The organism is Stenotrophomonas sp. CASM106, from assembly GCF_049384825.1.
Taxonomy (GTDB): Bacteria; Pseudomonadota; Gammaproteobacteria; order Xanthomonadales; family Xanthomonadaceae; genus Stenotrophomonas; species Stenotrophomonas muris.
Genome location: NZ_JBMRFS010000002.1, coordinates 200,893 through 224,835, shown reverse-complemented (window position 1 = coordinate 224,835; position 23,943 = coordinate 200,893). Strand labels below are relative to the sequence as shown.

General features: G+C 66.9%; 26 protein-coding genes. 10 read left to right on the top strand and 16 right to left on the bottom strand.

Features of this window, described 5'->3' with window-relative positions; genetic code table 11:
• Positions 1 to 97 precede the first annotated feature (97 nt).
• The 4 genes from VG556_RS04795 to VG556_RS04780 all read right to left on the bottom strand — a co-directional run bounded on the left by VG556_RS04795 (position 98) and on the right by VG556_RS04780 (position 3,165).
• Positions 98 to 1,639, bottom strand: a complete 1,542-nt coding sequence (locus tag VG556_RS04795) for a TerC family protein (protein WP_100449593.1) — start codon at positions 1,637 to 1,639, stop codon at positions 98 to 100.
• A gap of 43 nt (positions 1,640 to 1,682) precedes the next feature.
• A complete protein-coding gene (locus VG556_RS04790; RefSeq protein WP_012479411.1) occupies positions 1,683 to 1,907 on the bottom strand; it encodes a helix-turn-helix domain-containing protein in 225 nt (74 codons plus the stop codon).
• Positions 1,907 to 2,374 (bottom strand): DUF2975 domain-containing protein, encoded by a 468-nt coding sequence (locus tag VG556_RS04785; protein WP_041864087.1) that lies wholly within the window; start codon positions 2,372 to 2,374, stop codon positions 1,907 to 1,909. Before VG556_RS04785 ends, VG556_RS04790 begins: the two co-directional genes overlap by 1 nt.
• A 209-nt stretch (positions 2,375 to 2,583) precedes the next feature.
• Entirely contained in the window at positions 2,584 to 3,165 is a 582-nt protein-coding gene (locus VG556_RS04780; RefSeq protein ID WP_046429431.1) for an NMCC_0638 family (lipo)protein, read from the bottom strand.
• A gap of 129 nt (positions 3,166 to 3,294) precedes the next feature.
• On the opposite strand from VG556_RS04780, the gene VG556_RS04775 reads away from it, so the two are divergent.
• A complete protein-coding gene (locus VG556_RS04775; protein ID WP_004147836.1) occupies positions 3,295 to 3,606 on the top strand; it encodes a metalloregulator ArsR/SmtB family transcription factor in 312 nt (103 codons plus the stop codon).
• 24 nt (positions 3,607 to 3,630) lie between these two features.
• Positions 3,631 to 5,025 (top strand): DUF2867 domain-containing protein, encoded by a 1,395-nt coding sequence (locus VG556_RS04770; RefSeq protein ID WP_100449592.1) that lies wholly within the window; start codon positions 3,631 to 3,633, stop codon positions 5,023 to 5,025.
• 38 nt (positions 5,026 to 5,063) lie between these two features.
• On the opposite strand, the gene VG556_RS04765 is transcribed toward VG556_RS04770, so the two are convergent.
• Positions 5,064 to 5,495 carry a pyridoxamine 5'-phosphate oxidase family protein gene (locus VG556_RS04765; RefSeq protein WP_046429427.1) on the bottom strand — a complete coding sequence of 144 codons (432 nt, stop codon included), beginning with the start codon at positions 5,493 to 5,495 and terminating at the stop codon, positions 5,064 to 5,066.
• 285 nt (positions 5,496 to 5,780) lie between these two features.
• On the opposite strand from VG556_RS04765, the gene VG556_RS04760 reads away from it, so the two are divergent.
• Together VG556_RS04760 and VG556_RS04755 are read left to right on the top strand one after the other, a co-directional pair.
• Positions 5,781 to 6,218, top strand: a complete 438-nt coding sequence (locus tag VG556_RS04760; protein WP_049418964.1) for a hypothetical protein — start codon at positions 5,781 to 5,783, stop codon at positions 6,216 to 6,218.
• Positions 6,219 to 6,254: 36 nt separating this feature from the next.
• Positions 6,255 to 6,761 carry a PaaI family thioesterase gene (locus VG556_RS04755; RefSeq protein WP_053494603.1) on the top strand — a complete coding sequence of 169 codons (507 nt, stop codon included), beginning with the start codon at positions 6,255 to 6,257 and terminating at the stop codon, positions 6,759 to 6,761.
• A 9-nt stretch (positions 6,762 to 6,770) separates the two neighbouring features.
• On the opposite strand, the gene VG556_RS04750 is transcribed toward VG556_RS04755, so the two are convergent.
• The 4 genes from VG556_RS04750 to VG556_RS04735 all read right to left on the bottom strand — a co-directional run bounded on the left by VG556_RS04750 (position 6,771) and on the right by VG556_RS04735 (position 12,014).
• Complete coding sequence (locus tag VG556_RS04750) at positions 6,771 to 8,513, bottom strand: GGDEF domain-containing protein (RefSeq protein WP_100449640.1); 1,743 nt, start codon at positions 8,511 to 8,513, stop codon at positions 6,771 to 6,773.
• Positions 8,514 to 8,677: 164 nt separating this feature from the next.
• Positions 8,678 to 9,703, bottom strand: a complete 1,026-nt coding sequence (locus tag VG556_RS04745) for an AI-2E family transporter (RefSeq protein WP_032961540.1) — start codon at positions 9,701 to 9,703, stop codon at positions 8,678 to 8,680.
• Positions 9,704 to 9,809: 106 nt separating this feature from the next.
• Positions 9,810 to 10,862 carry a sensor domain-containing diguanylate cyclase gene (locus VG556_RS04740; protein WP_049404949.1) on the bottom strand — a complete coding sequence of 351 codons (1,053 nt, stop codon included), beginning with the start codon at positions 10,860 to 10,862 and terminating at the stop codon, positions 9,810 to 9,812.
• Positions 10,863 to 11,006: 144 nt separating this feature from the next.
• Complete coding sequence (locus tag VG556_RS04735) at positions 11,007 to 12,014, bottom strand: LacI family DNA-binding transcriptional regulator (RefSeq protein ID WP_046429416.1); 1,008 nt, start codon at positions 12,012 to 12,014, stop codon at positions 11,007 to 11,009.
• A 95-nt stretch (positions 12,015 to 12,109) separates the two neighbouring features.
• Here VG556_RS04735 and VG556_RS04730 point away from each other — a divergent pair, with 95 nt between their 5' ends.
• The 5 genes from VG556_RS04730 to VG556_RS04710 are packed head-to-tail and all read left to right on the top strand — an operon-like array spanning position 12,110 to position 16,742.
• Positions 12,110 to 13,162 (top strand): sugar phosphate isomerase/epimerase family protein, encoded by a 1,053-nt coding sequence (locus VG556_RS04730; protein WP_100449591.1) that lies wholly within the window; start codon positions 12,110 to 12,112, stop codon positions 13,160 to 13,162.
• A 27-nt stretch (positions 13,163 to 13,189) separates the two neighbouring features.
• A complete protein-coding gene (locus VG556_RS04725; protein WP_049404951.1) occupies positions 13,190 to 14,407 on the top strand; it encodes a nucleoside permease in 1,218 nt (405 codons plus the stop codon).
• Positions 14,408 to 14,419: 12 nt separating this feature from the next.
• Positions 14,420 to 15,544 carry a Gfo/Idh/MocA family protein gene (locus tag VG556_RS04720; protein ID WP_046429414.1) on the top strand — a complete coding sequence of 375 codons (1,125 nt, stop codon included), beginning with the start codon at positions 14,420 to 14,422 and terminating at the stop codon, positions 15,542 to 15,544.
• Positions 15,545 to 15,563: 19 nt separating this feature from the next.
• Complete coding sequence (locus VG556_RS04715) at positions 15,564 to 16,427, top strand: sugar phosphate isomerase/epimerase family protein (protein ID WP_075076559.1); 864 nt, start codon at positions 15,564 to 15,566, stop codon at positions 16,425 to 16,427.
• Between the two features lie 18 nt (positions 16,428 to 16,445).
• Positions 16,446 to 16,742 carry a c-type cytochrome gene (locus VG556_RS04710; protein WP_032961525.1) on the top strand — a complete coding sequence of 99 codons (297 nt, stop codon included), beginning with the start codon at positions 16,446 to 16,448 and terminating at the stop codon, positions 16,740 to 16,742.
• A 30-nt stretch (positions 16,743 to 16,772) separates the two neighbouring features.
• Here the strand turns inward: VG556_RS04710 and VG556_RS04705 are convergent, their stop codons facing one another.
• The 6 genes from VG556_RS04705 to VG556_RS04680 form a co-directional block, all read right to left on the bottom strand.
• Positions 16,773 to 17,531 (bottom strand): 3-keto-disaccharide hydrolase, encoded by a 759-nt coding sequence (locus VG556_RS04705; protein WP_100449639.1) that lies wholly within the window; start codon positions 17,529 to 17,531, stop codon positions 16,773 to 16,775.
• Entirely contained in the window at positions 17,531 to 18,106 is a 576-nt protein-coding gene (locus VG556_RS04700) for a gluconate 2-dehydrogenase subunit 3 family protein (protein ID WP_014646300.1), read from the bottom strand. The genes VG556_RS04705 and VG556_RS04700 overlap by 1 nt, the downstream gene beginning before the upstream one ends.
• Positions 18,106 to 19,791, bottom strand: a complete 1,686-nt coding sequence (locus tag VG556_RS04695) for a GMC oxidoreductase (RefSeq protein WP_100449590.1) — start codon at positions 19,789 to 19,791, stop codon at positions 18,106 to 18,108. Before VG556_RS04695 ends, VG556_RS04700 begins: the two co-directional genes overlap by 1 nt.
• 26 nt (positions 19,792 to 19,817) lie before the next feature.
• Complete coding sequence (locus tag VG556_RS04690) at positions 19,818 to 20,714, bottom strand: hydroxypyruvate isomerase family protein (protein ID WP_100449589.1); 897 nt, start codon at positions 20,712 to 20,714, stop codon at positions 19,818 to 19,820.
• Between the two features lie 210 nt (positions 20,715 to 20,924).
• Positions 20,925 to 21,707 (bottom strand): SDR family oxidoreductase, encoded by a 783-nt coding sequence (locus VG556_RS04685; protein WP_049404956.1) that lies wholly within the window; start codon positions 21,705 to 21,707, stop codon positions 20,925 to 20,927.
• A complete protein-coding gene (locus tag VG556_RS04680) occupies positions 21,704 to 22,030 on the bottom strand; it encodes a nuclear transport factor 2 family protein (RefSeq protein WP_049404957.1) in 327 nt (108 codons plus the stop codon). Before VG556_RS04680 ends, VG556_RS04685 begins: the two co-directional genes overlap by 4 nt.
• A gap of 98 nt (positions 22,031 to 22,128) precedes the next feature.
• Between VG556_RS04680 and VG556_RS04675 the strand changes: the two genes are divergently transcribed.
• Entirely contained in the window at positions 22,129 to 23,040 is a 912-nt protein-coding gene (locus VG556_RS04675) for a LysR family transcriptional regulator (protein WP_049404958.1), read from the top strand.
• Between the two features lie 121 nt (positions 23,041 to 23,161).
• Here VG556_RS04675 and VG556_RS04670 read toward each other — a convergent pair whose 3' ends face one another.
• Entirely contained in the window at positions 23,162 to 23,734 is a 573-nt protein-coding gene (locus VG556_RS04670) for a single-stranded DNA-binding protein (RefSeq protein WP_005408464.1), read from the bottom strand.
• Positions 23,735 to 23,943 lie beyond the last annotated feature (209 nt).

Here is a 23,943-nt window from a genome sequence, read left to right as displayed (position 1 = left end):
ATGGTGACGGCTGCGGGTCGTGTTGTGTAGAGCCGCGCCCATGCTCGGCTTCTCGACACGCAGCCGGGCATGGGCCCGGCTCTACAACAACAGGCGGTCAGGCCATTCCGTCGAGGCGCTCCACCCGCAGGCGGGCGATACGGCGCTTCTCCATTGCCAGCACGGTGATGCGCACGCCGGCCACCTCCACTGCGTCGCCGACGTCCGGCAGGCGGCCCAGCTGCTCCAGCACCAGACCCGAGATGGTCATGTAGTCGGCACTGCGGGGCAGCGACACGCCCGCCAAACGCTGCAGGTCGTCCAGGGTCAGCGCACCATCGGCCTCCCATTGATCCTCGCCCTGCGCCACCACGCCATAGCGCTCGTCCTGGGTATCGACCAGGTCACCGGCAATCGCCGCCAGCAGGTCGTTGGCGGTCACCAGGCCCTCCACGCTGCCGTACTCGTCCACCGCCACCGCCAGCGGCACCGGATGCTGGCGGATCAGTTCCAGCGCCTGCAGCGCACTGGCAGTGGACAGAACGTACTGCGGTTCGCGCAGGTTGCCCTCCAGCTGCAGTGGCTTGCCCTGCAGCAGGTCGGCCAGCACGTCCCGGCTCTGCACCACGCCACGCAGGCTGTCCAGGTCACCGTCGCCGACCAGCAGGCGCGTATGCGGCGAGGCCACCAGGCGCGCCACCACATCCTCCTGACCACGCGCCAGGTCGATCCATTGCACGTCGGCACGCACAGTCATCACGCTGGACACCGGACGATCGGCCAGGCCCAGCACGCTGCGGATCATTTCGTGCTCCGCCGGCTGCAGGCGCTCGTCGGCGTCCGCCTGCTCGTCCACGCCTTCGTCCTCGTGGCCGTTCGCTGGACGCGCGCCCAGCATCCTCAGCACGGCATCGGCGGTGCGCTGGCGGAACGGCTGGCGGCGCTCGTTGCGCTCACGGTTGAAACGCACCCACTGGTTGAACGCCTCGACCAGGATCGAGAAAGCGATCGCTGCGTACAGGTAGCCCTTCGGGATCTTGTAGCCCAGGCCTTCAGCCACCAGGCTGAAGCCGATCATCAGCAGGAAGCCCAGGCACAGCACCACCACGGTGGGATGCTTGTTGACGAAGCGGGTCAGCGGCTTGCTGGCCAGCAGCATCAGCGCCATGGCGATGGTCACGGCCGCATACATCACGCCCAGGTTGTCGACCATGCCGACGGCGGTGATCACCGAGTCCAGCGAGAACACCGCGTCGAGCACCACGATCTGTGCCACCACCATCGCGAAGCTGGCATAGACCTTCTTGCCATCCTCGTGATGCGCGCGGCCTTCCAGCCGTTCGTGCAGTTCCATGGTGCCCTTGAACAGCAGGAACAGGCCACCGCCCAGCAGGATCAGGTCGCGCCCGGAGAAGCTGTGGTCGAACAAGGTCACCAGCGGCTCGGTCAACTTCATGATCCAGGCCAGCGCCGCCAGCAGCACCAGCCGCATCAGCAGTGCCAGCGCCAGGCCGATCACCCGCGCGCGGTCGCGCTGGTGCGGCGGCAGCTTGTCGGCAAGGATCGCAATGAACACCAGGTTGTCGATGCCGAGAACGATCTCCAGCACGACCAGGGTTGCAAGGCCCATCCATATCGAGGGGTCAGCCAACCATTCCATTTCAGGTCCGTTTTGTCAGTGGGTAAGGGAAAAGGGCGTCCACTCAGTCGGCATCCTGCGCCTGCGCCGGGTCATGCCCAAGCAGGTCGCCGGGCGTGCACTGCAGCTCGCGGCAGATCGCATCCAGCGTGGAAAAGCGGATGGCTCGCGCCTTGCCGGTCTTCAGGATCGACAGGTTCGCCAGGGTGATGTCGATGCGCCCGGCCAGCTCGGACAGGGTCATGCCCCGTGCCTGCAGCATGCGGTCCAGGGTGATGACGATCGCCATCAGATGACACCATCAAGGTCATCGCGCATCGCCGCGCCCACGGCGAACACGCGTGCGAGCACGAACAGCATCAGCACCGCCACCAGCCCGGTGATCGACATGCCGCCGCCCACCTCCATCCAGGTGAAATCCGGGCCCATCCAGGCCGCGTAGGCACCGATCAGGATCGACAGCAGTTCCATTGCCAGCATCAGCCAGGCCATGCGCTGCAGGCGCTGTGCATTGGCATGGGTGAACGGCCGCTCGCGCGCCGCCGACTTCAGCAGCCTCAGCAGATGGCGCAGGAACAGCAGGCACAGCACCAGCAGCGCGACGATCGCGCCCAGGCCCAGGCAGAAGTGCAGGAACAGGTCGTTGCCATGCGCGGCGGCGGCCTCGGCGTCATGCACGCTGTCGAGCAGCCAGCGGCGGTCATGGGCGACCAGGGGCACCGCCAGCAGTGCGGCCAGGATGCCCAGCCAGCACATCGCCCGGACGGCCTGTACGGCGGCCTGGGCAAGGGTGAACAAGCCTCGCGCGGGTCTGGCGCGGGCGGGACGAGCGGTCAAGCGGCCTCCGGCATTGGGGTGGCCTCGCCGCCCCAGGGTGGATTTATCGATAAACGATATAACACATCCTGCGTGAAAGGCTGAATCGCGGGCATGGTCCACCGGCTGGGCGCGGGCCCCGGCAGGCGTTACGGGGTGGGAGCCGCGGGTTCGAGCATCGCGTCCCCCGGCGTCACCGAGGCCATCGCCTGTACGCCGGCCTCGGCCGCCTGCCGCGTCACCAGCCGGAAGCGCACCTGCAGCTTGGCCTGCCCCGGCGTGGCCCAGCCGTATTGGATCGCCACCTGGTCGGCCGACAGCGGACCACGGCCCGGCAGCGAGCGCGCCTGCAATGGCTTCGGTGCCGCCTGCACCAGCCGTGCGAAGCCCTTCTGCACCACCGCCGCATCGGCCTTTTCCGCATACACCGAGCAGGTGCCGTCGTCGGCCCAGCTGACCGCATAACGGCCGCTGGCCAGCGGCACCATCCAGGCCACGCCCGACTGCCCCTGCAGCAACGTTGCCGCTTCGGCAGGCTGCAGCGGTGACAGCCCGTTGGATTCCATCAGCGACTGCAACCGCGCCGGCGCGCCGATGTGCTGCATGCAGGCGGTATCGAACAACTCGCTGAAGGGATCCTGCGCCGGGGCCTTGGCCTTGGGAGTACGCGCGGGTTGCGCCACCGCCAGGGTGGGCAGCAGGGCCAAAGCCAGCCAGAACGCAGGACGCATCGGGATTCCACGCTACGGAAAACAGCAGGGAGGATGGCAAAGCCCGGGCGCGCCGCGCAATGGGTCATGGCTTGACAGTCCTAAGCTGCGGGAGCAACATGAATTAACGAATTAGTTAACTAGCTCTCCATGGACCGCATCTTCGAAGCCCTTGCCTCCACCGCCCGCCGGCAGATCCTGGCCTATCTCAGCGCCGGCGAGCTCAGCGCGGGCGAGCTGGCCGAGCGCTTCGACTTCAGCAAGCCGGCGTTGTCCAGCCACCTGCGCATCCTCGAGGAAGCCGGACTGATCGAACGCGAGAAACGCGGCCAGTTCGTGTACTTCAGGCAGGTACCCGACCGTTTGGCCAACACGTTGTTCTCGTGGGCGGCCGAAGTCTGCCCGGTCGGCGGCCCGCTCAAGCGTGAAGCCCGCGCCCGCCGCAAGTCCCCCGCCCGCTGATCCGCCCCGCCAAGGAGCATGACCATGCCTGGTTCGACCCGCGATCGCCGTTCGTTTCCAGCAGTGCAGCTTCCGGCACAGGACGGCGGCAGTCCGACCGAAGTCACCCTGATCGCGCAGCTCGGCATCGGTGCCGGCGACGCGCTGGTGAGTGACGCCGGCCAGCGTCAGCGCCACCACCCGGCGTTCATCGATGCGTTGGATGAACCTTCGGCGCGACTGGGTGGCATGCACCTGCAGCACGGGGATGCCTCCTCGCTGTACAGCTTCACCGTCGGTGCCGGTGGCCACCCGTTTCATCGCCATGCAGGCCCGCGCATGTTCACCGCCATCGCCGGCAGCGCGGGAGCCGAGCTGCGTTTCGCTACCGCCTCCGACGCGCAGCTGGCAGCAGGTCCTGGTGCCTTCGCGCGCACGCTTCGGCGCGTCCGCATCCCACCGGACTGCCTGTTTACCGTGCGCTTCGGCGGCGGCACCTGGCACCAGTTCGCGTCGAACCATCCTGCACATCCGGCGCTGTTTGCGCTGTCCTGCCACAGCGATGAACTGGCAGGCCGAATGAGCGAGCAGACCCGTGCGCAGGTGGAGCGCAATGCCGCCGATATCCCCAGCCTGACCGAGGTGCTTCCGGAATCGCACTGGCCTTCGTGCACCTCGCTTGCGGCGGCACCGCTGTTGCAGCTGTCGCTGCAGGCGGCACCTCCCAGCGTGTGCGCGCTCCTGTGCGCGCGTACCCGTGCCGTGCTCGGCCCGCTGCGCCGCATCCCAATACGGCCGCTGCGCGGGTTCGTCGAACGTGCCACACCGGCCTATCCCATCCATTCGCGGCCCGCGCCCACCGATGGCCTGCTGACCACAGCGCTGCCGCACAGCCACTACCAGGACCTGACCACCCTGTGCCTGGAACCCTCGCAGGTGGTCCACCCTTCCGCGTCGGCGCTGCTGGCCGACGTACTGGAGGGCTTCCTGCGCAATCCACCCAGCGGCGTAGGCCATCTGATGGCGCTGCGAAACCGACTGGTGGCACCGCTGCGGTTGCGCACGTCGCCGCTGGGATGCCCGGTGTCGTCATTGCTGTCGACCGATCGCAGCCGGTTGTTCGCTGGTCGATTCCCGGTGCTGGATTCGCACATCGATACGCAGGACAACGACGCCGAAGTCCTGCTCGGCGCCGACGATCGGCACCTGCGTTTCCGCAGCAGCGTGCGCGTGCAGCGGCATCGCGATGGACACGTCGAGATCAGCCTGGGCTCACGCGTGCAGACCCTCAATGCGTTCGGCGGCATGTACATGGCCCTGATCGACGCCGGGCACCGGCACTATGTCGCACCGGCACTGCTGCGGCGCGCGGTGGAGCACGCCTTGGCACCGGAACTGGCCAACCTTGAGGGTCCGGCAGCACACCCTGCGCACTGCTGACCCTGGAACGCGATGCGCCGGGCGCTGCGCGGTTCCGGTCAGATCACGATTTCGCCCTCGTCCTCGCCATCCCAGTAGTGGATGCGGCTGGCGCGCACATGGATCAGCACCAGTCCCGGTGTATCCACGCCCTGTTCGAACCAGCGCTCCAGGTCCTTCACCCAGTGCTGGCTCATCGTGGCCCGGTCGCGCACCAGCACAGCCCTGCCCTGCACGTGCACGAACAGCGGCGGCTTGCCCAGCAGCGACTTGCTGCCGGAAAAACCCAGCGCAACGGCGGGGTCAGCTTCAATCTCGCGCACCATGTCGGTGTCTTCGGTGGTGAAGAACCAGCTGTCACCGTCATAGTCCACGTCGCCATTGTTGCTCATCGGACGGCCGGCAATCTCTCCACCGGCGTGGGTCTGCAGCAGGCTGAAATCAATGCCGGCCATTTTCCTGGCCAGTTCGGGCAGGGTGAGCTGGGTCATGGCGTCGTCCTTCATGGAATGGAATCCCAGCGTCTGCGCAGCGCGGTGACCTGGGCGTGGACGGGTAGTTGCGGCCTCTTCACAGGAAACGAGATAGAGCGCATGGCGCGTACGTGACGCATTCCTCACCACCACACTGGCGTTAACGGCAGATGGAGGAACGGCCCTGCAAGCCGCGACACGCCCCTAACGGCGTGCTGCCCCAGAATCGCGCAACCCCGTGGCGCGACCGGCATGGCTGCCGGTACAAACGCGGCCTTTCCTCCGCAACCGCATGGCCTCCACATGGACCTGTCCGCCTGGCTCGCGTTCGGCTGCTACCTGTTGGCGTTCTTCATTGTCTCCCTGTTTGCTGCGGCCTATCTGAAACGCTCCGACTTCATGCCCTACCACGGCCAGGCCGTGGACAGGCCGTGGGCACAGATCGACCCCCGCATGCAGGTGCTGCTGATGGCACTCATCCGCGTGGTCGGCGCTGCCTGGATCGCACTGGCCGGTGCCGGCGTGATGCTGGCCTGGTTGATCTTCTTCGGAGGTCACTTCGCACTGCCGCAGCTGCTGGCGTTCCAGCTGTTCTGCCTGGTCGCCACCCTGCCGCCGGTCCTGGTCGCTTCCGGCGTGCGGCGACGCACCGGTGCGCGTACACCGGTGCCCGCCGGCGCCGCGGTGGTGCTGCTGTCGGTCATCGGATTCGTGCTGGCCCTGTTGTCGCTACCGCAGTGAGTTCTTTTTCTCCCCTCTCCCCCGCGAGGCTCCACGATGAATCCCGAATCGATCTTCTACAGCGTGGTCAACGGTGATCTTCCACGCTCCCAGGCCGGCACCCTGCTCGGCTGGTGCTTCGTCGGTTACGACGATGCACTGCGCCGCATCCAGGTCGAGTTCGAGGCCGGGCCGGTGCTCACCAACCCGATGGGCAACGTGCAGGGCGGTTTCCTGTCAGCGATGCTGGACGACTGCATGGGGCCAGCGATCTACGCCACCCTGCCTGCCAACCGCATCGCGGTCACGGTCGAATCCAAGACCAGTTTCGTCAGCCCCGCACGGCCCGGGCGGATCATCGGCTGGGGCGAAGTCGAGCACAGCAAGGGCAGCATCGCCTTCACCCGCGGCTGGCTGACCGACCCGGCCGGCAAGGTGCTGGCCACTGCCAGCGCCACCTTCCGCGTGGGTGCGCTGCGCTGGCGTGGACTCTCGGTGCCGCGTCCCATCGCGCGCCGGATGATTGCGCGCACGCTGCGGCGCGTGCATGCGCAGATCGGCTGATGGGTGCCGTCAACGTGCGTTGCGGCCGCCGCCAGCCACGCGCACGCGGTCGCGGCCCTGCGCCTTGGCCTGGTACATGGCCGCGTCGGCGGCACGCAGCAGGGTACGCCAGCCCAGCGCGTCGGTGCCGCCCTCGGCCACACCGAAGCTGGCGGTGACGCGCAGCACCTTGCCACCGACCAGGGCGATGTCCAGCCGCTGCAGCGCCACCCGCAGCGACTCGGCCAGCTGGCGGCCACCGGCCAGATCACCGTCGGCCAGCAACACGAGAAACTCCTCGCCACCATAGCGGGCAATGCTGTCGCTGCGGCGCAGGTGGCGCTGCAGCAGCTGCGCCACCTGCACCAGCACCTCGTCACCGGCGTCATGCCCGTGGCCATCGTTGATCGCCTTGAAGCGGTCCACGTCCAGCAGGATCACCACCGCGCTGTTGCCACCGTCGGCATGACGCTGCTGCACCAACTCGTCCAGCGCGCGCCGGTTCAACAGCCCGGTCAGCTCATCGGTGCCGGCCAGCTGGCGCAGCTCGCTGGTCAATGCCGAGCGCTCGCGCGACTTCTCGCGCAGCACTTCGATGGCATCGAACAGGCGCTGCATCTCGGCCAGCGGGTGGGTCACATGCTGCTCCGGGCCGGGCGCTTCCGAGGCGATCTGGATGACCTGCTTCTGCGCCTGCAGCAGCGGCCGCAGGATCTGAAGATGCGCGATGCGCAGCGCCACGCCCAGCACCACCAGCGTGCCCAGCACCGTCGCCACCAGCACCACCAGGCGCGTCGCTTCGCGATTGCGGGTGCGTTCGAAACGGGCGATGGACACGCTCAGGTAGCCGTCCCGCAGCGCTTCCAGCGACCGCAGGGTCGGCACGTAGCGGGTGGTGAATTCGGCGGTGGTCCACGGCGGCGGCACGCCGCGCCGGCCATCCTCGATCAACTGTTCGATCATCGGCAGCGATTCGCCGAAGAACTGCCGGCGCGCCATGTCCCAATGCCAGGACAGCACCGGATCACTGCGGAACACCGCTTCATGGCTGCCTGCCAGCCGCCACAGCTCCAGCAGGCGGCCTTCGGTCTGCAATGCCGCCCGCACCTGTTCGTCACGCCAGGCCCCCGGCACCGCCACCGGCGCCATCACGTTCGAGGCCAGGCGGCCGCCATGCTCGCGAAGGTCGATCAGCACCTGGCCCTGCATCGCCGGAATCGCCGCTTCGCGGTCGGCGCTGACCAGCACGTTGATCTGCGCCGAGGTCAGCACGTGCAGGCGATCAACCACGGCGAACATGCTGCTGATCGCGCGCTCCACGTCCTCCACCTGGCGCGCGCCATGCGGCTGTGCCGCCACCCGGTCCACCGCGGCCCGCGCCGATTGCAGGCGACGTTGCGCATCGGCCAGCAGCCCGTGTTCGTCGACCACGCCCGGGTCAGCGTTGAACACGGTGTCCAGGCGTTGCAGGGCGGTATCGACCCGCTTGCGCGCGACTGCCAGCTCCGCCGCCAGCCGGGCCTGTTCGCCCGCATCGGCCGTGTCGGCCCCGAGCAGGCTGTTGGCGGGGCCGCGCTCGGCCGACACCAGGTTGGCCAGGTCGAAGGTCTGCCGCAGCTGGCGCAGGCTGACCAGGTTGTCCTCGGCGGCAGTGAAGCGCAGCGTGCCCTGCACCAGCGCGATGGCCATCAATGGCAGCGTACAGACTACGAACAGCCCGGCCAGGATCCAGACCCAGGTCCGCAATCCGATGGGCGACGCCTTGCGGGCCATGCACATTTCCCCTGTAGTGCACAACACTGTAGCGGCCGCCTGCACAGGCGCCAAGCCGCTACCGGATCAATCGTTGCCATGGGTATACCGCGCCCGCCGCGAACGCACCGACAAAGGCCGCACGGGTTGTCGAATCGGGGCAAATTACGTCATGCCCCGCCGCGTCAGATCCAGCGCTGGTCGACCAGTTCGCGCTTCACGTAGGCATAGAACACCGGTGCGGCGACCAGGCCCGGCAGGCCGAAGGCCGCCTCCATCACCAGCATGGCCAGCAGCAGCTCCCAGGCACGCGCCTGGATCTCGCCACCGACGATGCGCGCGTTGAGGAAGTACTCCAGCTTGTGGATCACGATCAGGTACAGCAGCGCCGCCACCGCCACATAGAACGAGACCGACAGCGCGACGATGGCGATGATCGTGTTTGAAATGATGTTGCCCACCACCGGCAGCAGGCCGGCCAGGAAGGTGATCAGCACCAGGGTCTTGGACAGCGGCAGGTGCACGCCGAACAACGGCAGCACGCCCAGCAGGAAGATGGCGGTGAACACGGTGTTCAGCAGCGAGATCTTCACCTGCGCGAACACCACCTGGCGGAACGCGGTGGCCAGGCGGCTGGTGCGCCCGACCAGCTCCTGCGCCAGCGGGCCCATCTTCGGCAGCGGCAGTTCGTCATACAGCGCGATCATCGCGCCCAGCACCATACCGATCAGTACGCGCACACCGACCTGTACCACCGAGGTACCGGCCACGCCCAGCTGCCGCTGGTGCTCGGCGGCCCAGTCGTTCAGCGCCGCGCGCAACGCCGGCATGTCTTCGGGAATGTAGGGTTGCAGCAGCGCCGGCACCTGGTGCCGCGAAGTGTTGAGGATCTCCATCAGGCGCGCCAGCAATGCGTCCGGGCCGCCGGTCTCGTTGCGGAAGAACGAGGCCACGCCGATGCCGGCCAGTACCAGCCCGCTGATGATGATCGCCGACAGCACGATCACTGCGATCGCCCGTGCCCGCCCCGGCGGCAGCTTGCCCTCCACGGTGGAGGCCAGCACGTGCGTCAACTGGAACACCAGCAGGCCGGACAGCAGGGTCACCACCAGGCCGAGCTTCAGCGCCAGCCACATGCCCAGCAGCATCATCAGCCACGCCGCGATCCTTGGAATGGGGGGCTTGGGCTGGGCAACGAGAGCGTCTTGCATGGGAGCGCGTCCGGGCGGGGTGGCCCATGGTAGAGGATTGGCGTGCCGATTCCGCGTGCAGGATGAACCGGCATTTCACCCTCGTTCGGCGGCGGCGGTGCCGCACTCACTCGCCGTAGCTGGCCGTGTTCTTGCCCTGCCGCTTGGCGTGGTACAGCGCGCGGTCGGCCAGTGCCAACCAGTCCTCGACACTGCCGCCACGCGGTGTGGCGGCAATGCCGATACTGACGCTGAACTCCACGCCCGGCGTGGCCTGCTGCGCGGCCTCCAGCAGGTGCAGGCGCACCCGCTCGGCCACATGCATCGCATCGACGGGTGCGCAGTCGCGCAGCAGCACCACGAACTCATCGCCCCCCAGCCGCGCGGGCGTATCACCGGGCCGGGCAAAGGAGCGCAATGTCGCCGCGACATGCCGCAGCACCTCGTCACCGGCGCGGTGGCCATGCGAGTCATTGATGCGCTTGAAGTCATCCACATCGAGCATCAGCAGGCAGGCAAAACCGCCCTGGCCCTGTGCCCGGTCCAGCGCCTGTTGCGCACGCAGGATCAGGAAGCCGCGGTTGGCCAGCTCGACCAGCGGGTCCATCCGGCTGAGCCGCTGCAGCTGACGGTTCTGCGATTTGACCCGGCGCGCCAGCTGCCAGCTGAGAATGCTGAGGCCGATGCCATACACGAACAGGAACGGAACACTCAGCATGATCGTGCGCTGCGAGGTGACCGGCTGAAAGGGGAAGCCGAGCAGCCACCAGGCGAGAGCGAAACCCAGCAGCAGGGCCAGGGTGGCGCGCATCGCCAGGCGCACGCCACCGGCAGCGATCTTGTCGGCCACCAGCAGTGCGGCGAACAGTGCACTGGGCACCGCGCTCAACGCCATGAAGGCGATCCAGCCACCGCCGAAGAAGGAGTCGGCCACCATGCAGCGGAACTGGACGACCGCCGGCTGGCGCGAGCGCTGGGTCAGCCGCAGTGCCAGTGCCGGCCACGCCAACGCGTTGAGCAGCAGCAGGACCCAGGCCAGCCCGCCGTCCTGGCGTTCAAGCATGATCGAAGCGATGGGGATCGCCCCCAGCCCATTGCCGACGAAACGCATCCAGCCGATGCGACGTGCCGCGCCAATGCCTTCGACCGCGCCTTCCGCCGAATCGGTGAAGAATGGCATTGCCGACCCCCTTGCGCGATCGCACCTGGTGCTACGGCCCTTGCCGGGCTGCCTGCGATGAGTCTGACAGCTTTGCGTCAATTCGGGATCAAGGTTGCGCGATATCGCGCGGGCCGCTGCCGCTGCCCCTCCCGCTCCCCGTGGTTACCCGGGGCGGGGCGCAGCCGTCGAGCCACGCAGCTTGAAGCTGAACTCCAGCGTCTGCTGAAGCGGCACATCGACGTGCTCGATGATGGCGAGCAGCAGGTTGACCGCACGCTCGCCGATCTCCCGCATCGGCTGCCGGATGGTCGTCAGCGGGGGCGTGAGGTAGCGGGAGGACGCCAGATCATCGAAGCCGACCACGGACAGCTCGTCCGGCACGCGGATGCCCAGGTCCCGGCAAGCGGCCAGGGTTCCCAGTGCCATCTGGTCACTGAAGCAGAACACCGCGGTCGGCGCGGCCGTGCCATCCAGCAGCGCCATCGCCGCTGCATGGCCGGACTCCACGGAAAAGTCACCCGGCACGATGCTCAGCTGGCGCAGGCGGCCACGCGCCTTGCCGGCCGCGCGGACCCCTTCCAGCCGTTGCTGGTGCAGGGGGTTGTCAGGCGGCCCGCCGACCACCGCAATCCGTTCGTGTCCCAGCCCGTACAGATGCTCCATCACCGCGCGTGCGGCGGCGGCGTTGTCGATGTGGACGCTGGGGATGCCCAGCGCGGGGTCGAACTCGCAGCCGTTGACCACCGGTGCGGCGGCGCCGCGCTGCTCGACGATCTCGCGCGCGGTCGGTGGCAGGCGATGGCCCAGCACGATCATGCCGTCGGCCTCGTTGCGCCGGAGCATCTGCGCGTAGCGCTCCTCGCGGTCGGGTTGATGCTGGGTATCGCCCAGCAGGACCGCATAGCCCACCGCCTGCGCGGCCTCCTCCGCCCCCTGCAGGATCTGCGCGAAGAACGGATTGGCGATGTCCGGGACGGTGACCAGGATCTTGCCGCTGCGCTGGGTCTTGAGCGTGCGCGCCACCGTGTTGGGCACATAGCCCAGTGCGGCGGCGGCCTGCTCGATGCGCGCGCGGGTGGCCGGCAGCACCTTGTCCGGCCGCGAAAGCGCGCGCGACACCGTACCGGCGGACACGCCGACGTGTTTTGCGATGTCGTAGATGGTGGCCATGGCGTTAGTCCTCCTGCCCGCTGTGCACTGCACAACAGGTCCTGCGTAAGCCCCTGCTAGGATAATGCAATCGATTGCATCGAGGGCGAATCACGTTGAAGACGCTCAAGGGTCCAGCGCTGTTCCTGGCGCAGTTCATCGGCGACACAGCTCCTTTTGATCGGCTGGACACGCTGGCCGGATGGGCCGCGGGTCTGGGCTATTCTGGCGTACAAGTCCCCACCTCCGCGCCCCACCTGTTCGACCTGGCGCAGGCGGCGCGCAGCCAGGCGTACTGCGACGACATTGCCGGCATGCTGGCCGGGCACGGCCTGCAGATCACCGAACTGTCGACCCACCTGCAGGGGCAGTTGGTTGCCGTCCATCCTGCCTACGACAGCCTGTTCGACGGATTCGCGCCACCGGACAAGCGCGGCAACCCGGCCGCCCGCCAGGCCTGGGCGGTGGAGCAGCTGCGGCTGGCGGCGCAGGCCAGCCAGCGCCTGGGGCTGACCGCGCACGCCACGTTCTCCGGTGCATTGGCCTGGCCCTACTTCTATCCCTGGCCTCAGCGCCCGCCGGGACTGGTGGAAGAAGCCTTCGCCGAACTCGGCCGTCGCTGGCGCCCGATCCTGGATGCGTTCGATGCCTGCGGCGTTGACGTGTGCTTCGAGATCCACCCGGGCGAGGACCTGCACGATGGCGCGACCTTCGAGCGCTTCCTCGATGAGGTCGACCACCATCCCCGCGCGAAGATCCTGTACGACCCCAGCCACCTGCTGCTGCAGCAGATGGATTACCTCGGTTTCATCGACCGCTACCACGCGCGCATCGGCATCTTCCACGTCAAGGACGCGGAATATCGCCCCAGCGCAAGCAGCGGCGTGTACGGCGGCTACCAGGACTGGATCGACCGTCCGGGCCGGTTCCGTTCACCCGGTGACGGCCAGATCGACTTCAAGGCGATCTTCTCGAAGTTCGCGCAGTACGACTTCCCCGGCTGGGCGGTACTGGAATGGGAGTGCTGCCTGAAGCACCCGGAAGACGGCGCGCGCGAGGGTGCCGCCTTCATCCGCGACCACCTCATCCGCGTGACCGAACGCGCCTTCGATGACTTCGCCGACAGTGGCACCGACGCCGCATCACTGCACCGCATGCTGGGAATCTGAGCCAAGACCGCCCCGGGAGGGCAAGCCATGACGCACGCCATGTCGCGCCTGGGCGCGATGATGTTTCTGCAGTTCTTCATCTGGGGGGCGTGGTTCGTCACCCTGGGCACCTACCTGGTGCAGGGCCCGCTGCAGGCCAGCGCGAGCCAGGTGGCGACCGCGTTCCTCAGCCAATCGATCGGTGCCATCGTGGCGCCGTTCCTGGTCGGGCTGATCGCGGATCGCTACTTCGCGGCGCAGCGCATTCTTGCGGTACTGCATCTGGCCGGTGCCGTGCTGATGTGGCTGGCGTCCACGGCAACCAGCTTCAGCATGTTCTCTGCGTGCGTCATGGGCTACATGTTGCTGTTCATGCCGACCCTGGCACTGGCCAACAGCGTGGCCATGCGGCACATGCAATCACCCGAGAAGCAGTTCCCGCTGGTCCGCGTGGCCGGCAGCATCGGCTGGATCGTGGCGGGCGTGCTGATCGGCTGGCTGGGCTGGGAACAGGCGCATCGGCTTGAGCTGACGTTCCGGATGGCGGCGGCGGCGTCGCTGGTGCTCGGGCTGTATGCGTTCACCCTGCCGCACACACCGCCACTGGCGCAGCAGCGCGATGCCGGGCTGGGGCAGATCCTGGGGCTGGATTCGCTGCGGCTGCTGAAGTCGCGCGCCTACCTGGTGTTCTTCCTGGCCTCCATCGCCATCTGCATCCCGCTGTCGTTCTACTACAACTTCACCAATCCCTATCTCAACGACCTCGGCGTGCGCGGCGCGGCGGGCCTGCAGTCGCTGGGCCAGGTTTCCGAAGTGCTGCTGATGCTGGCCATGCCGTTCCTGTTCGTTCGGCTGGGGGTGAAAACCATGCTGGCGGTCGGCATGGCCGCCTGGGTGGTGCGCTACGCGCTGTTCGCCTTCGGCGATGCAGGTGGCGGTTTCCCGCTGCTGGTGATCGGCATCGTGCTGCACGGCATCTGCTACGACTTCTTCTTCGTCACCGGCCAGATCTACACCGATGCACATGCCGGCCCTGCCGCGCGCAGCAGCGCACAGGGGTTCATCACCCTGGCCACCTATGGCGTGGGCATGTTGATCGGCACCTTCCTGTCCGGCGCGGTGGTGGAGCACTTCACCACCGAGGCCGGTCCCGACTGGCAGCAGATCTGGCTGTTCCCGGCCGCTGTTGCGCTGGTGGTGCTGGTCGCCTTCCTGCTGCTGTTCCGCGACCGGCCGGCGGCTGCGGCCGCGCCCTCCACACCCTGAGGATCCCCGTCGATGCCCAAGCTTGGAATCGCCATCGTCGGCACCGGCATGATCGGCGCCGTGCACCGCCGCGCGGCCTTGCTCGCCGGCGCCGAGGTACGCGGCGTGGCCGCCTCGTCACCGCAGCGCGCGCATGAGGCAGCGCACTCCTGGAATGTCCCGCGCGCCTACCTGGATATCGAGGAGGTGATCGCCGATCCGCAGGTACAGGTGGTGCACGTGTGCACGCCCAACCATCTGCACCGCGCCATGGCACAGGCTGCGCTGGAAGCCGGCAAGCACGTGATCTGCGAGAAGCCGCTGGCGACGACGCTGGACGATGCGCAGGCGCTGGCGGTACTGGCCGCCTCGACCGGATTGGTTGCCACCGTCCCCTTCGTCTACCGCTACCACCCGGTGGTGCGCGAGGCGCGTGCACGCATCGCGCAGGGTGACCTGGGGCCGCTGCACCTGATCCATGGCAGTTACCTGCAGGATTGGCTGCTGGACCCGGCCAGCAATAACTGGCGCGTGGACCCGGCGCTGGGCGGCACCTCGCGCGTGTTCGCCGACATTGGTTCGCACTGGTGCGACCTGGTCGAATGGGTCAGTGGCGAGCGCTTCACCGAAGTGAACGCGGCGTTTGCCACGGTGATCGCCGAACGCAGCGCCGTCACCGGCCAGAGCTTCAGCACACCGGCAGCGAACGGCGCGACGCAGGCGGTCGCGAGCGAGGACGTGGCGACGGCGATGTTCAGGACCGGCGCCGGTACGCTGGCGTCGTTGACGGTGAGCCAGGTTTCGGCCGGACGCCGCAACCGCCTCTGGTTCGAGATCGACGGCGCCAACGCCAGCATCGCCTTCGACCAGGAGGACGCCGAGCGGCTGTGGATCGGCCTGCCCGACCAGCGCGAGGAAATCTTCGTGCGCGGGCCCGGCGCGGGCACTGCCGAACAGCGCCGGCTGTCGGTGCTGCCGGCCGGGCACGCGCAGGGCTACGCCCAGTGCTTCGAGGCGTTTGTCGCCGACACCTATCGCGCCATCGACGGCGAGCAACCGGACGGCCTGCCCACCTTCGAGGACGGCATGCGTTCGGCGCGGATCGTTGATCGTGTCATTGCATCGGCCAGGTCACGCGCCTGGACCACCATCGGTTGAATCCCGGGAGGATCTGTTGATGAAAGCCCTTGTCCGTCGAAGTGCAAGCCTCGTCCTGCTGCTCGCGGCGCTGCCCGCCTTCGCAGTCGAAGCCGCCAGCGCGCAGAAGCCGATAGCGGTGCAGATGTACACCCTGCGCAATGCCGGCTCGCTCGAGCAACAGTTGAAGATCGTCCACGATGCCGGTGTGCACGCGGTGGAAACCGTCGGCACGCAGAACGTCAGTGCCGCGGAACTGAAGCAGCTGCTGGACCGGTATTCGATCAAGGCCATTTCATCGCATGTGCCGCTGGCCGAGCTGCGCAGCAACCTGGATGGGGTGGTGACCTTCAACCGATCGATCGGCAACACCACGCTGGTGGTGCCGTACCTGGACAGGAAGGAACGCCCGAGCGATGCCGCCGGCTGGACCGCCCTGGGACAGGAACTGGGCCGGATCGCGAAACAGGTGCGCGGCAAGGGCATGCGCCTGGCCTATCACAACCACGACTTCGAGCTGGTCGACTTCGATGGCAGGACCGGGCTGGAACTGCTGTTCGCCGCCGCCGGCCCCGACCTGCAGACCGAGCTGGACCTGGCCTGGGTCGCGCGTGCGGGCCTGGACCCGGCGGTGATGCTGGGAAAGTTCCGCGGCCACGTATTCGCGGTACACGCCAAGGACAATGCGCCCAAGGGCCAGGCCGAAGACGAAGGCGGATTCGCTGCGGTGGGCCAGGGCGTCTTGGACTGGAACGCGATCCTGCCTGCTGCGGCGGTCGCCGGCGTGCATTGGTACATCATCGAGCACGACCAGCCACGCGAGCCGGCCAAGGTCGTCCAGGCCGGCGCCGACTATCTGCGTGAACACCTGACCACCAATACGCCTGCCCGTGCGCGGCGCTGACGCATCAAGGAGCCCCACATGAAAATGATCCTGGCAATGGCGGTGGCCCTGGGCGGCATGAGTGTTGCGACAGCCGCCTGGTGCAAGGGCGACCCGGCTGCGGGAGCAAAGCTCTACACCGCGAACTGCGTGGCCTGCCACGGCGCCGATCGCGCGGGCATGCCGGGCGCGTTCCCGGCACTCACCGACATCGGCAAGCGCATGGCACCTGCACAGATCAAGGAAAAGATCAGCAAGGGCGGCGGCCTGATGCCGCCCTTCTCACAGCTGTCACAGCAGGAGATCGATGACATCGCCAGCTACCTGGCGAAGTAAGCGGCCGGCGGCCACGCCGGCCACGTGCCGCTACAGCTCGCGCACCCAGATGTTGCGGTAGCTGACCCTGGAGTCATGTTCCTGCAGATAGAGCGGCGCGCACCCATGCGGCGCGTACGACGGTGCGCCGATGTACTCGGTCTTGCCCGCCAGCACGGTGTCATCCTGCACCAGCACGCCGTTGTGCAGCACCGTGATGCGTGCGGGCGACTCAAGCCCACCTCCCGCCGAGAAGCGCGGCGCCTTCCAGAGGATGTCGTAGGCCTGCCACTGGCCCGGCGCGCGCGAGGCATTCACCCGCGGCATGGCCTGCTTGTAGATGGAGCCCGCCTGGCCATTGGCATAGGTCGGGTTGTTGTAGCTGTCGAGCACCTGCAGTTCATACAGTTCCTGCAGGAAGATCCCGCTGTTGCCCCGGTTCTGGCCGTCGAAGCCCTTCGTGTCAGTGGGCGTGCGCCACTCCACATGCAGCTGGACATCGCAGAAGCGTTGCCGGGTGCGGATGCCCTTGCTGCCCGGAACGACGGTCATGGCGCCCCCGGCAACCTTCCAGGGCACGCGTCCGCCCTGCTCCGATTCCCACGCGGAGACATCCTTGCCATCGAACAGCACGATCGCGTCGGAGGGGGCCTTGCCTGGCGGCGTGGCCACGACAGCGGGCACGGGGGTCCACACTTCGGTCTTCTTCGGGTCGCGCGCAGCGTCGGCACTGTCCTGCGCGAATGCAGATGCAGCGGCCAGCAGGCCAACAGTGATCAACGCAGGGCGGATCATCAGGGTGGTGTCCATCAGCTGGTCCCCCACGCGGGCGTACCGGGGACATAGGCGAGGTCGCCGTCGTAGCGGCCGGGCACCGCGACGTACTGCAGCACGCCGGTCGCCCCGACCTTGGAGGTGAAGAAGCCGAAGATGGCCAGCTGCTTGATCATCGTGAAGTAATGCGGCATCGCCTCGCCCTCTTCAGGCGTACCGGTCTCGGTCACGTCGGCAGAGCGCGCCTTGGCTTCGGCGTCCAGCGTTCGCAGCAACTGGGTGCGGGCTTCCGGCGCAAGCGCCACAAACCGGCCGCCGGCGCGCTTGTCGATATCGACCAGGCCTGCCCGGAACGTTGCCTGCTGCCGGGCGGTGTAGCAATCGCTGACGAAGGTCGCCATGAACAGGCCAGCGCCGGCATCCTTCGCCCCTGGCGTCCGGGTCCGCGGCAGGATGGTCTCGGCGATCTCGTCCAGCGTGCCGATGTCGGCATCGGAGAACAGGGTCTTCACCGGTGCCGCGGCGGCGTTTCCCTGCGCGAGCGCAGGCAGGCCGACCATGGCCGCGCCGGTGGCGGCAACGATCATCTTCAACAGTTCGCGGCGATCCATCAGAGGTTCCCCGCTTTCAGTTCGCGTACCGCGTGGTCGGCCGCGCGCGCGGTCAGCGCCATATAGGTCAGCGAAGGATTCACGCAGGCGCTGGAGGTCATGCAGGCACCGTCGGTCACATAGACGTTGGGCGCATCCCAGACCTGGTTGTGCGCGTTCAATACCGAGCTCTTCCGGTCACGTCCCATGCGTGCGGTCCCCATCTCGTGGATGCCCTTGCCCGGGGCATAGTCGTGGTCGTGCATCTTCACGTCCTTGACGCCAGCCGCCTCCAGCATCTCGGCAGCATCGGCGGCCATGTCCTTGCGCATCGCCAGTTCGTTGGCGCGCATGGACACGTCCATCGCCAGCACCGGCAGCCCCCATTTGTCCTTGCGGTCGTGGTCCAGGCGGATCGTATTGTCGTGGTGCGGCAGCATTTCACCGAACCCGGTCATGCCGATGCGCCAGTCGCCCGGTACGGTCAGCGCCTCCTTCAGGTCGGCACCGATGTTGAGCTCGGCGATCTCGCGCGACCAGCCGGTGCGGCTGGCACCGCCCTGGTAACCGAACCCGCGCAGGTAGCCGCGCTTGTCGGCCGCGACGTTGCGGAAGCGCGGAATGTAGAAACCGCACGGACGGCGGCCGAAGTAGTACTTGTCTTCGTAGCCCTCGACCCGGCCCGAGGCGCCCGCACCGAAATGATGGTCCATCACGTTGTGCCCCAGCTCGCCCGACGAAGAACCCAGTCCCCCCTCCCACACATCGGTCGCCGAGTTCATCAGCAGCCAGGTCGAATTGAACGACGATGCATTGAGGAAGATGACCTTGGCGGTGTACTGGTAGGTCTGCCCGGTCTCGGCATCGATCACCTCCACGCCGCGCGCACGCTTGCGATCCTTGTCGTAGAGCACTTCCTTGACGATCGAGAACGGCCGCAAGGTCAGGTTGCCGGTCTTCATCGCCGCCGGCAGCGTCGCCGCCTGGGTCGAGAAATAGGCACCGAAGGGACAGCCCAGGATGCACTTGTTGCGGTACTGGCAGTTGACGCGCCCCTGCTCGGGCATCGGCTGGGTGATGTTGGCGGTGCGCGAGTGGATCATGTGCCGCGTTCCGCCAAAGGCCTTCTTGATCCGCGCGGCCACGTCCTTCTCGACGATGTTCAACGGGATCGGCGGCAGGAACTCGCCGTCCGGCAGCACGTCCAGTCCTTCGCGCGTGCCGGCGATGCCGGCGAACTTCTCTACATGGTCGTACCACGGCGCGATGTCGGCATAGCGGATCGGCCAGTCGGTGGCGACGCCATCCTTGAGGTTCGCTTCGAAGTCCAGGTCGGAAAACCGATAGCTCTGCCGGCCCCACATCAGCGAGCGCCCGCCTACGTGGTAGCCACGGAACCAGTCGAAGCGCTTGGTTTCGATGTAGGGTGAGTCCTGCTCGTTGGCCCACATTCCTTCCAGGTTCTCGGCCAGGCCGTAGTCGCGCATCAGCACCGGGAAGGCGGCCTTCATCGCCTGCGTCGGCCGGTTGCGATGCGGGAAGTCCCACGCTTCCTTCATCGCATTGACGTAGTCCTTGACGTGCTCGATGTTGCGCCCGCGTTCCAGCATCAGGACCTTCAGGCCCTTCTCGGTCAGCTCCTTCGCTGCCCAACCGCCACTGATTCCCGAGCCAACAACAATGGCGTCGTAGTGATTATCTGCCATGGTCTCTCACCTGGGTGGATATCGTTTCAGACGTCGCAGAGGCGGATCGCCTCGCGCAATGAGGCAACGGGATCGGGCGCTGCAGGCGTGAATTCCTGCGCCAGATACCCCTTGAAACCGGTGTCGCGGATCGCGCGACAGATGGCCGGATAGTGGAGTTCCTGCTGGTCTCCAATCTCGTTCCGGCCCGGCACGCCTGCAGTGTGGTAATGCTTGAAGCAGGCGTGATGCTTGCCGATGGTGGCGATGATGTCGCCCTCCATGATCTGCATGTGGTAGATGTCGTAGAGCAGGCCGAAGTTGTCCGAGCCGAGCCGCTGGCACAGCTCCACGCCCCAGGCGGAGTGATCGCACAGGTAGTCGTGGTGATCGACCCTGGAGTTCAGCAGCTCCATCACCAGCACGACGCCGCGCTTCTCGGCATGCCCGAGGATGCGCTTGAGGCCGGCTTCGGCATTGGCCATGCCGTCATGGGGGTCCATGCCATTGCGATTGCCGGAGAAGCAGATGAGGTTGCGGTAACCGGCATCGGCGACCAGGTCGATGTGCCGCGTGTAGCGCTCCACCAGCGGGTCGTGGAATTCGCGGCCGGCAAAGCCCTTGGTCAGGCCCAGCTCCGCGCCATTGCACATCGAACTGTAGACGCCATTCGCCTTCAGCGTGGGCCAGTCTTCCGGGCCGACCAGGTCGATGGCGGCGAAGCCGATGTCCTTCACCGTCGCGCAGAGCTGGGCGACCGACAGCTGCGGGAAGGTCCAGCGGGCCACGGAGTGTTGCAGGTTGCCCTTCAGCGGTGCAGTGGCGGCGAATGCAGGCAACGCTCCCGCAATACCCAGGGCTACGCCTCCCGCAACCGCCATGCGCAGCGCATCACGCCGCGTGAGCCCCATCGCCGGGGCCGGTCTGATCGAATGGATGGACATCCACCTGCCGGCCTCCCAACCGGTATCAAACGCAACGATTCACAGCAATGCAATCGATTGCACCATAGGGGAGGAAATTGGATGCTTGCAAGTTGCGGTGCACGAAAATTGAATGCTGCGAAGCACAACTCCGCAACCGACCTGGAAAACAAAAGCCCCGCGTGAGCGGGGCTTTCCTTCTGGCGGTGGGAGCAGGACGACGCCTGTTGGCTACAGGGTCGAAACCGTGCCGCCGTCGATCCGATACTCCGTTCCGGCAATCGACGCCGACCGGGGAGACGCCAGGAACACAATCAGATCGGCCACCTCCTGCGGTGCCGCGGGCCGTCCCACCGGGATCCCGCCGAGCCAGTCCATGACCACCTTCTTGCCTCCTTCATAGTCGGTTCCCGCTTCCGCAGCGATCCGTTCTGCAAATTCCCTGGATGCTTCTGTCTCGATCCAGCCCGGCGCTACGCTCAGCACCCGCACGCCCTTGGGGGTGACCTCTCGTGAAAGCGACTTGCTGTAGGTCGTGAGTGCCGCTTTGGCGGCGGCGTAGGCGGTGGTGGACTCCGGCAGAGGCAGCATGCGCTGGATCGAACTGACGTGGATGATCACGCCAGCGCTCTGCGCGAGCATGGATGGCAGCAAGGCACGATCCAGGCGGACCGCCGGCATCAGATTCAGGTTCAGCTCGGCAAGCCAGTGCGCATCACTGATCGCTGCGAAGCCACCGGCAGGTGTCTTTGATCCCCCCAGCACATTGACCAGGATGTCTGCGCCGCCCCATGCCTGCAGCACGGCGTGGGCGAAAATGCCGGTGCCCTCGGCCGTCGACAGATCGGCGGCTACGTAGGCGACTCCTTCCACCGGGCGTGCCGGCAGGCTGCGCGCCGACGTCATTACCCTGGCCCCGGCCTCGGCGAAGGTCCTGACCACGGCCGCCCCCACACCGGCCGTGCCGCCGGTCACCACGGCCCGCAGGCCACCGAGTTGAAGATCGAAGCTCACGCCGTGATCTCCAGCGATGCGATCAGGCCCCGTTCCAGTTCGAAACGGTAGCTCAGCAGAATCGGACTGCCGGGGAAGTTGCCGCTCACGATGGCACGGACAACGTGGTGTTTCTCCTGCCGTTCGATGGCGCTCGGCACGCTGGTGGCGCTGTATTTGGCCGATGCCTCGGCCAGGAAGGCTTTGATGGCGTCGACGCCGACGAGGGTGTGCCCGTCGTCCTTCAGCACAGCCTGGGCGGCAAAACAACGCGCCAGCACTTCAGGGTCATGTTCGGCCGCGAAGTACGCGGCAATGGGTTCTGGGAGGGTCAACGCATTCATTCCTGGCTCCTGCAGTGGTCAGGCGCTCAGGATGTGCACGCAGGTCGGTTAAGTGAATGCCCTATAATCCGAATGGGTTATGTCAAGAATCTCACATAATGCGCGGATCCGAGTTCGCTGAACTGAAGGCCTTCGTGGCGGTAGTGGAACGCCAGAGCTTCGCGCGGGCGGCGGAACATCTGGGGGTATCGCCCTCGGCCCTGAGCCAGACCATCCGCCAACTGGAAGGCCGTCTCGGCACCCGCCTTCTCAATCGCACGACACGAAGCGTGGCGCCCTCGGCAAGCGGCGGGCGACTGTACGCGCGCATCGCGCCGCTGTTCCAGGAGTTGGCCGTCGCGGTCGCTGAAACCAGCGAAGCCAGCGGACGGATCAACGGGACCCTGCGAATCAATACGCTGGGCATCGCCGCGAGAACACTGATTGCCCCGCGGCTTGCCCGCTTCCACCAGGCCTACCCTGATGTCGTTGTCGACATCGTGGTCGACGACGCGCTCAGCGACATCGTCAGTGGCCGGTTTGATGCGGGCATCCGCGTGGGTGGTCAGCTCGAGAAGGACATGGTGGCCATCCGCCTCACCCCGGACCTGAACATGGTGGCCGTGGCGTCACCGGATTACCTGGCACGCCGCGGAACACCGCGAACTCCGGCGGAACTGCAGGATCACGCCTGCATCAACTGGCGGCTGCAGAGCGATGGCAGGCAGTACCGATGGGAGTTCAAGAAGCGAGGTCGCCACCTCGAGGTCGCCGTGGACGGTCCTGTCGTCACCAATCACGCTGACATCGGGATTGCGTCGGCCCTGGCCGGCCTTGGAATCGCCTATCACTTCGAACAGGATGGTGTGGGCGAACTGTTGGCACAGGGACTGCTGGTGCGGGTACTGGCGGATTGGTCGGTCTCGCGGCCCGGGCTTTTTCTCTACTACCCGAACAGGCGGCATCGCCCCGCCCTGCTGGGTGCGTTCATTGACTGCCTGCTGGACCAGGGAATGTTCGGCAATCGGTGACGAGGTCGACGAACGTCCGCATCCTGCCGCCGGGCAATGGGATCCTGCCACGTCGCCTGTAACGAGAAGGGCCCCGGGCACGCGTGCCAGGAGCCCTTGTCGGGATAAACGGAAGATACGCTTAGAACGGAATATCGTCGTCAGCGAAGTCGTCCATCGGCGGCGCCTGCTGCGGCTGCGGGCGCTGGTTGCCGCCCTGGTTGCCGTAACCCCCGCCCTGGTTGCCGCCCTGGTTGCCATAGCCACCGCCCTGGCCGCCACGCTGGCCACCGCCGCCGCCGTACTCCTGGCGCGGCGCCTGCTGGCGCTGCGGACGATCGCCGCCGTAATTGCCACCACCGCCACCGCCGCCGCCTTCACCGCGGCCGCCCAGCATCTGCATTTCATCGGCGATGATGTCCGTGGAGTACTTCTCCACGCCGTCCTGGCCGGTGTACTTGTCGTAGCGCAGGCTGCCTTCGACGTAGACCGAGCTGCCCTTGCGCAGGTACTCGCCGGCGATCTCGCCGAGCTTGCCGAAGAACACCACGCGGTGCCATTCGGTGCGCTCCTGCTGGTTGCCATCCTTGTCCTTGCGGACGCTGGTGGTGGCCAGGCTGATGCGGGTGATCGCCATGCCGCCCTGGGTGTACTTCACGTCCGGGTCGTTGCCGAGATTGCCGACCAGGATGACTTTGTTGATGCCGCGCGCCATAGGTACCTTCGTCCGTTGTCCAGGGGCAGACCGCCAGTGATAGCACAGCCCCGGGCGGGGTGCAGTACCCTGGGCCGCCCCTGGTGAAATTTGGGGGAATGCGAGAACGACGCATCTTACCATTGCCGCCGCCATCCGCCCGGTCAGGAGACCCCGACCGCACCGAAGGATCAGGCTGATTTCCTTGTCCGGCAATGACTTACCTGTGC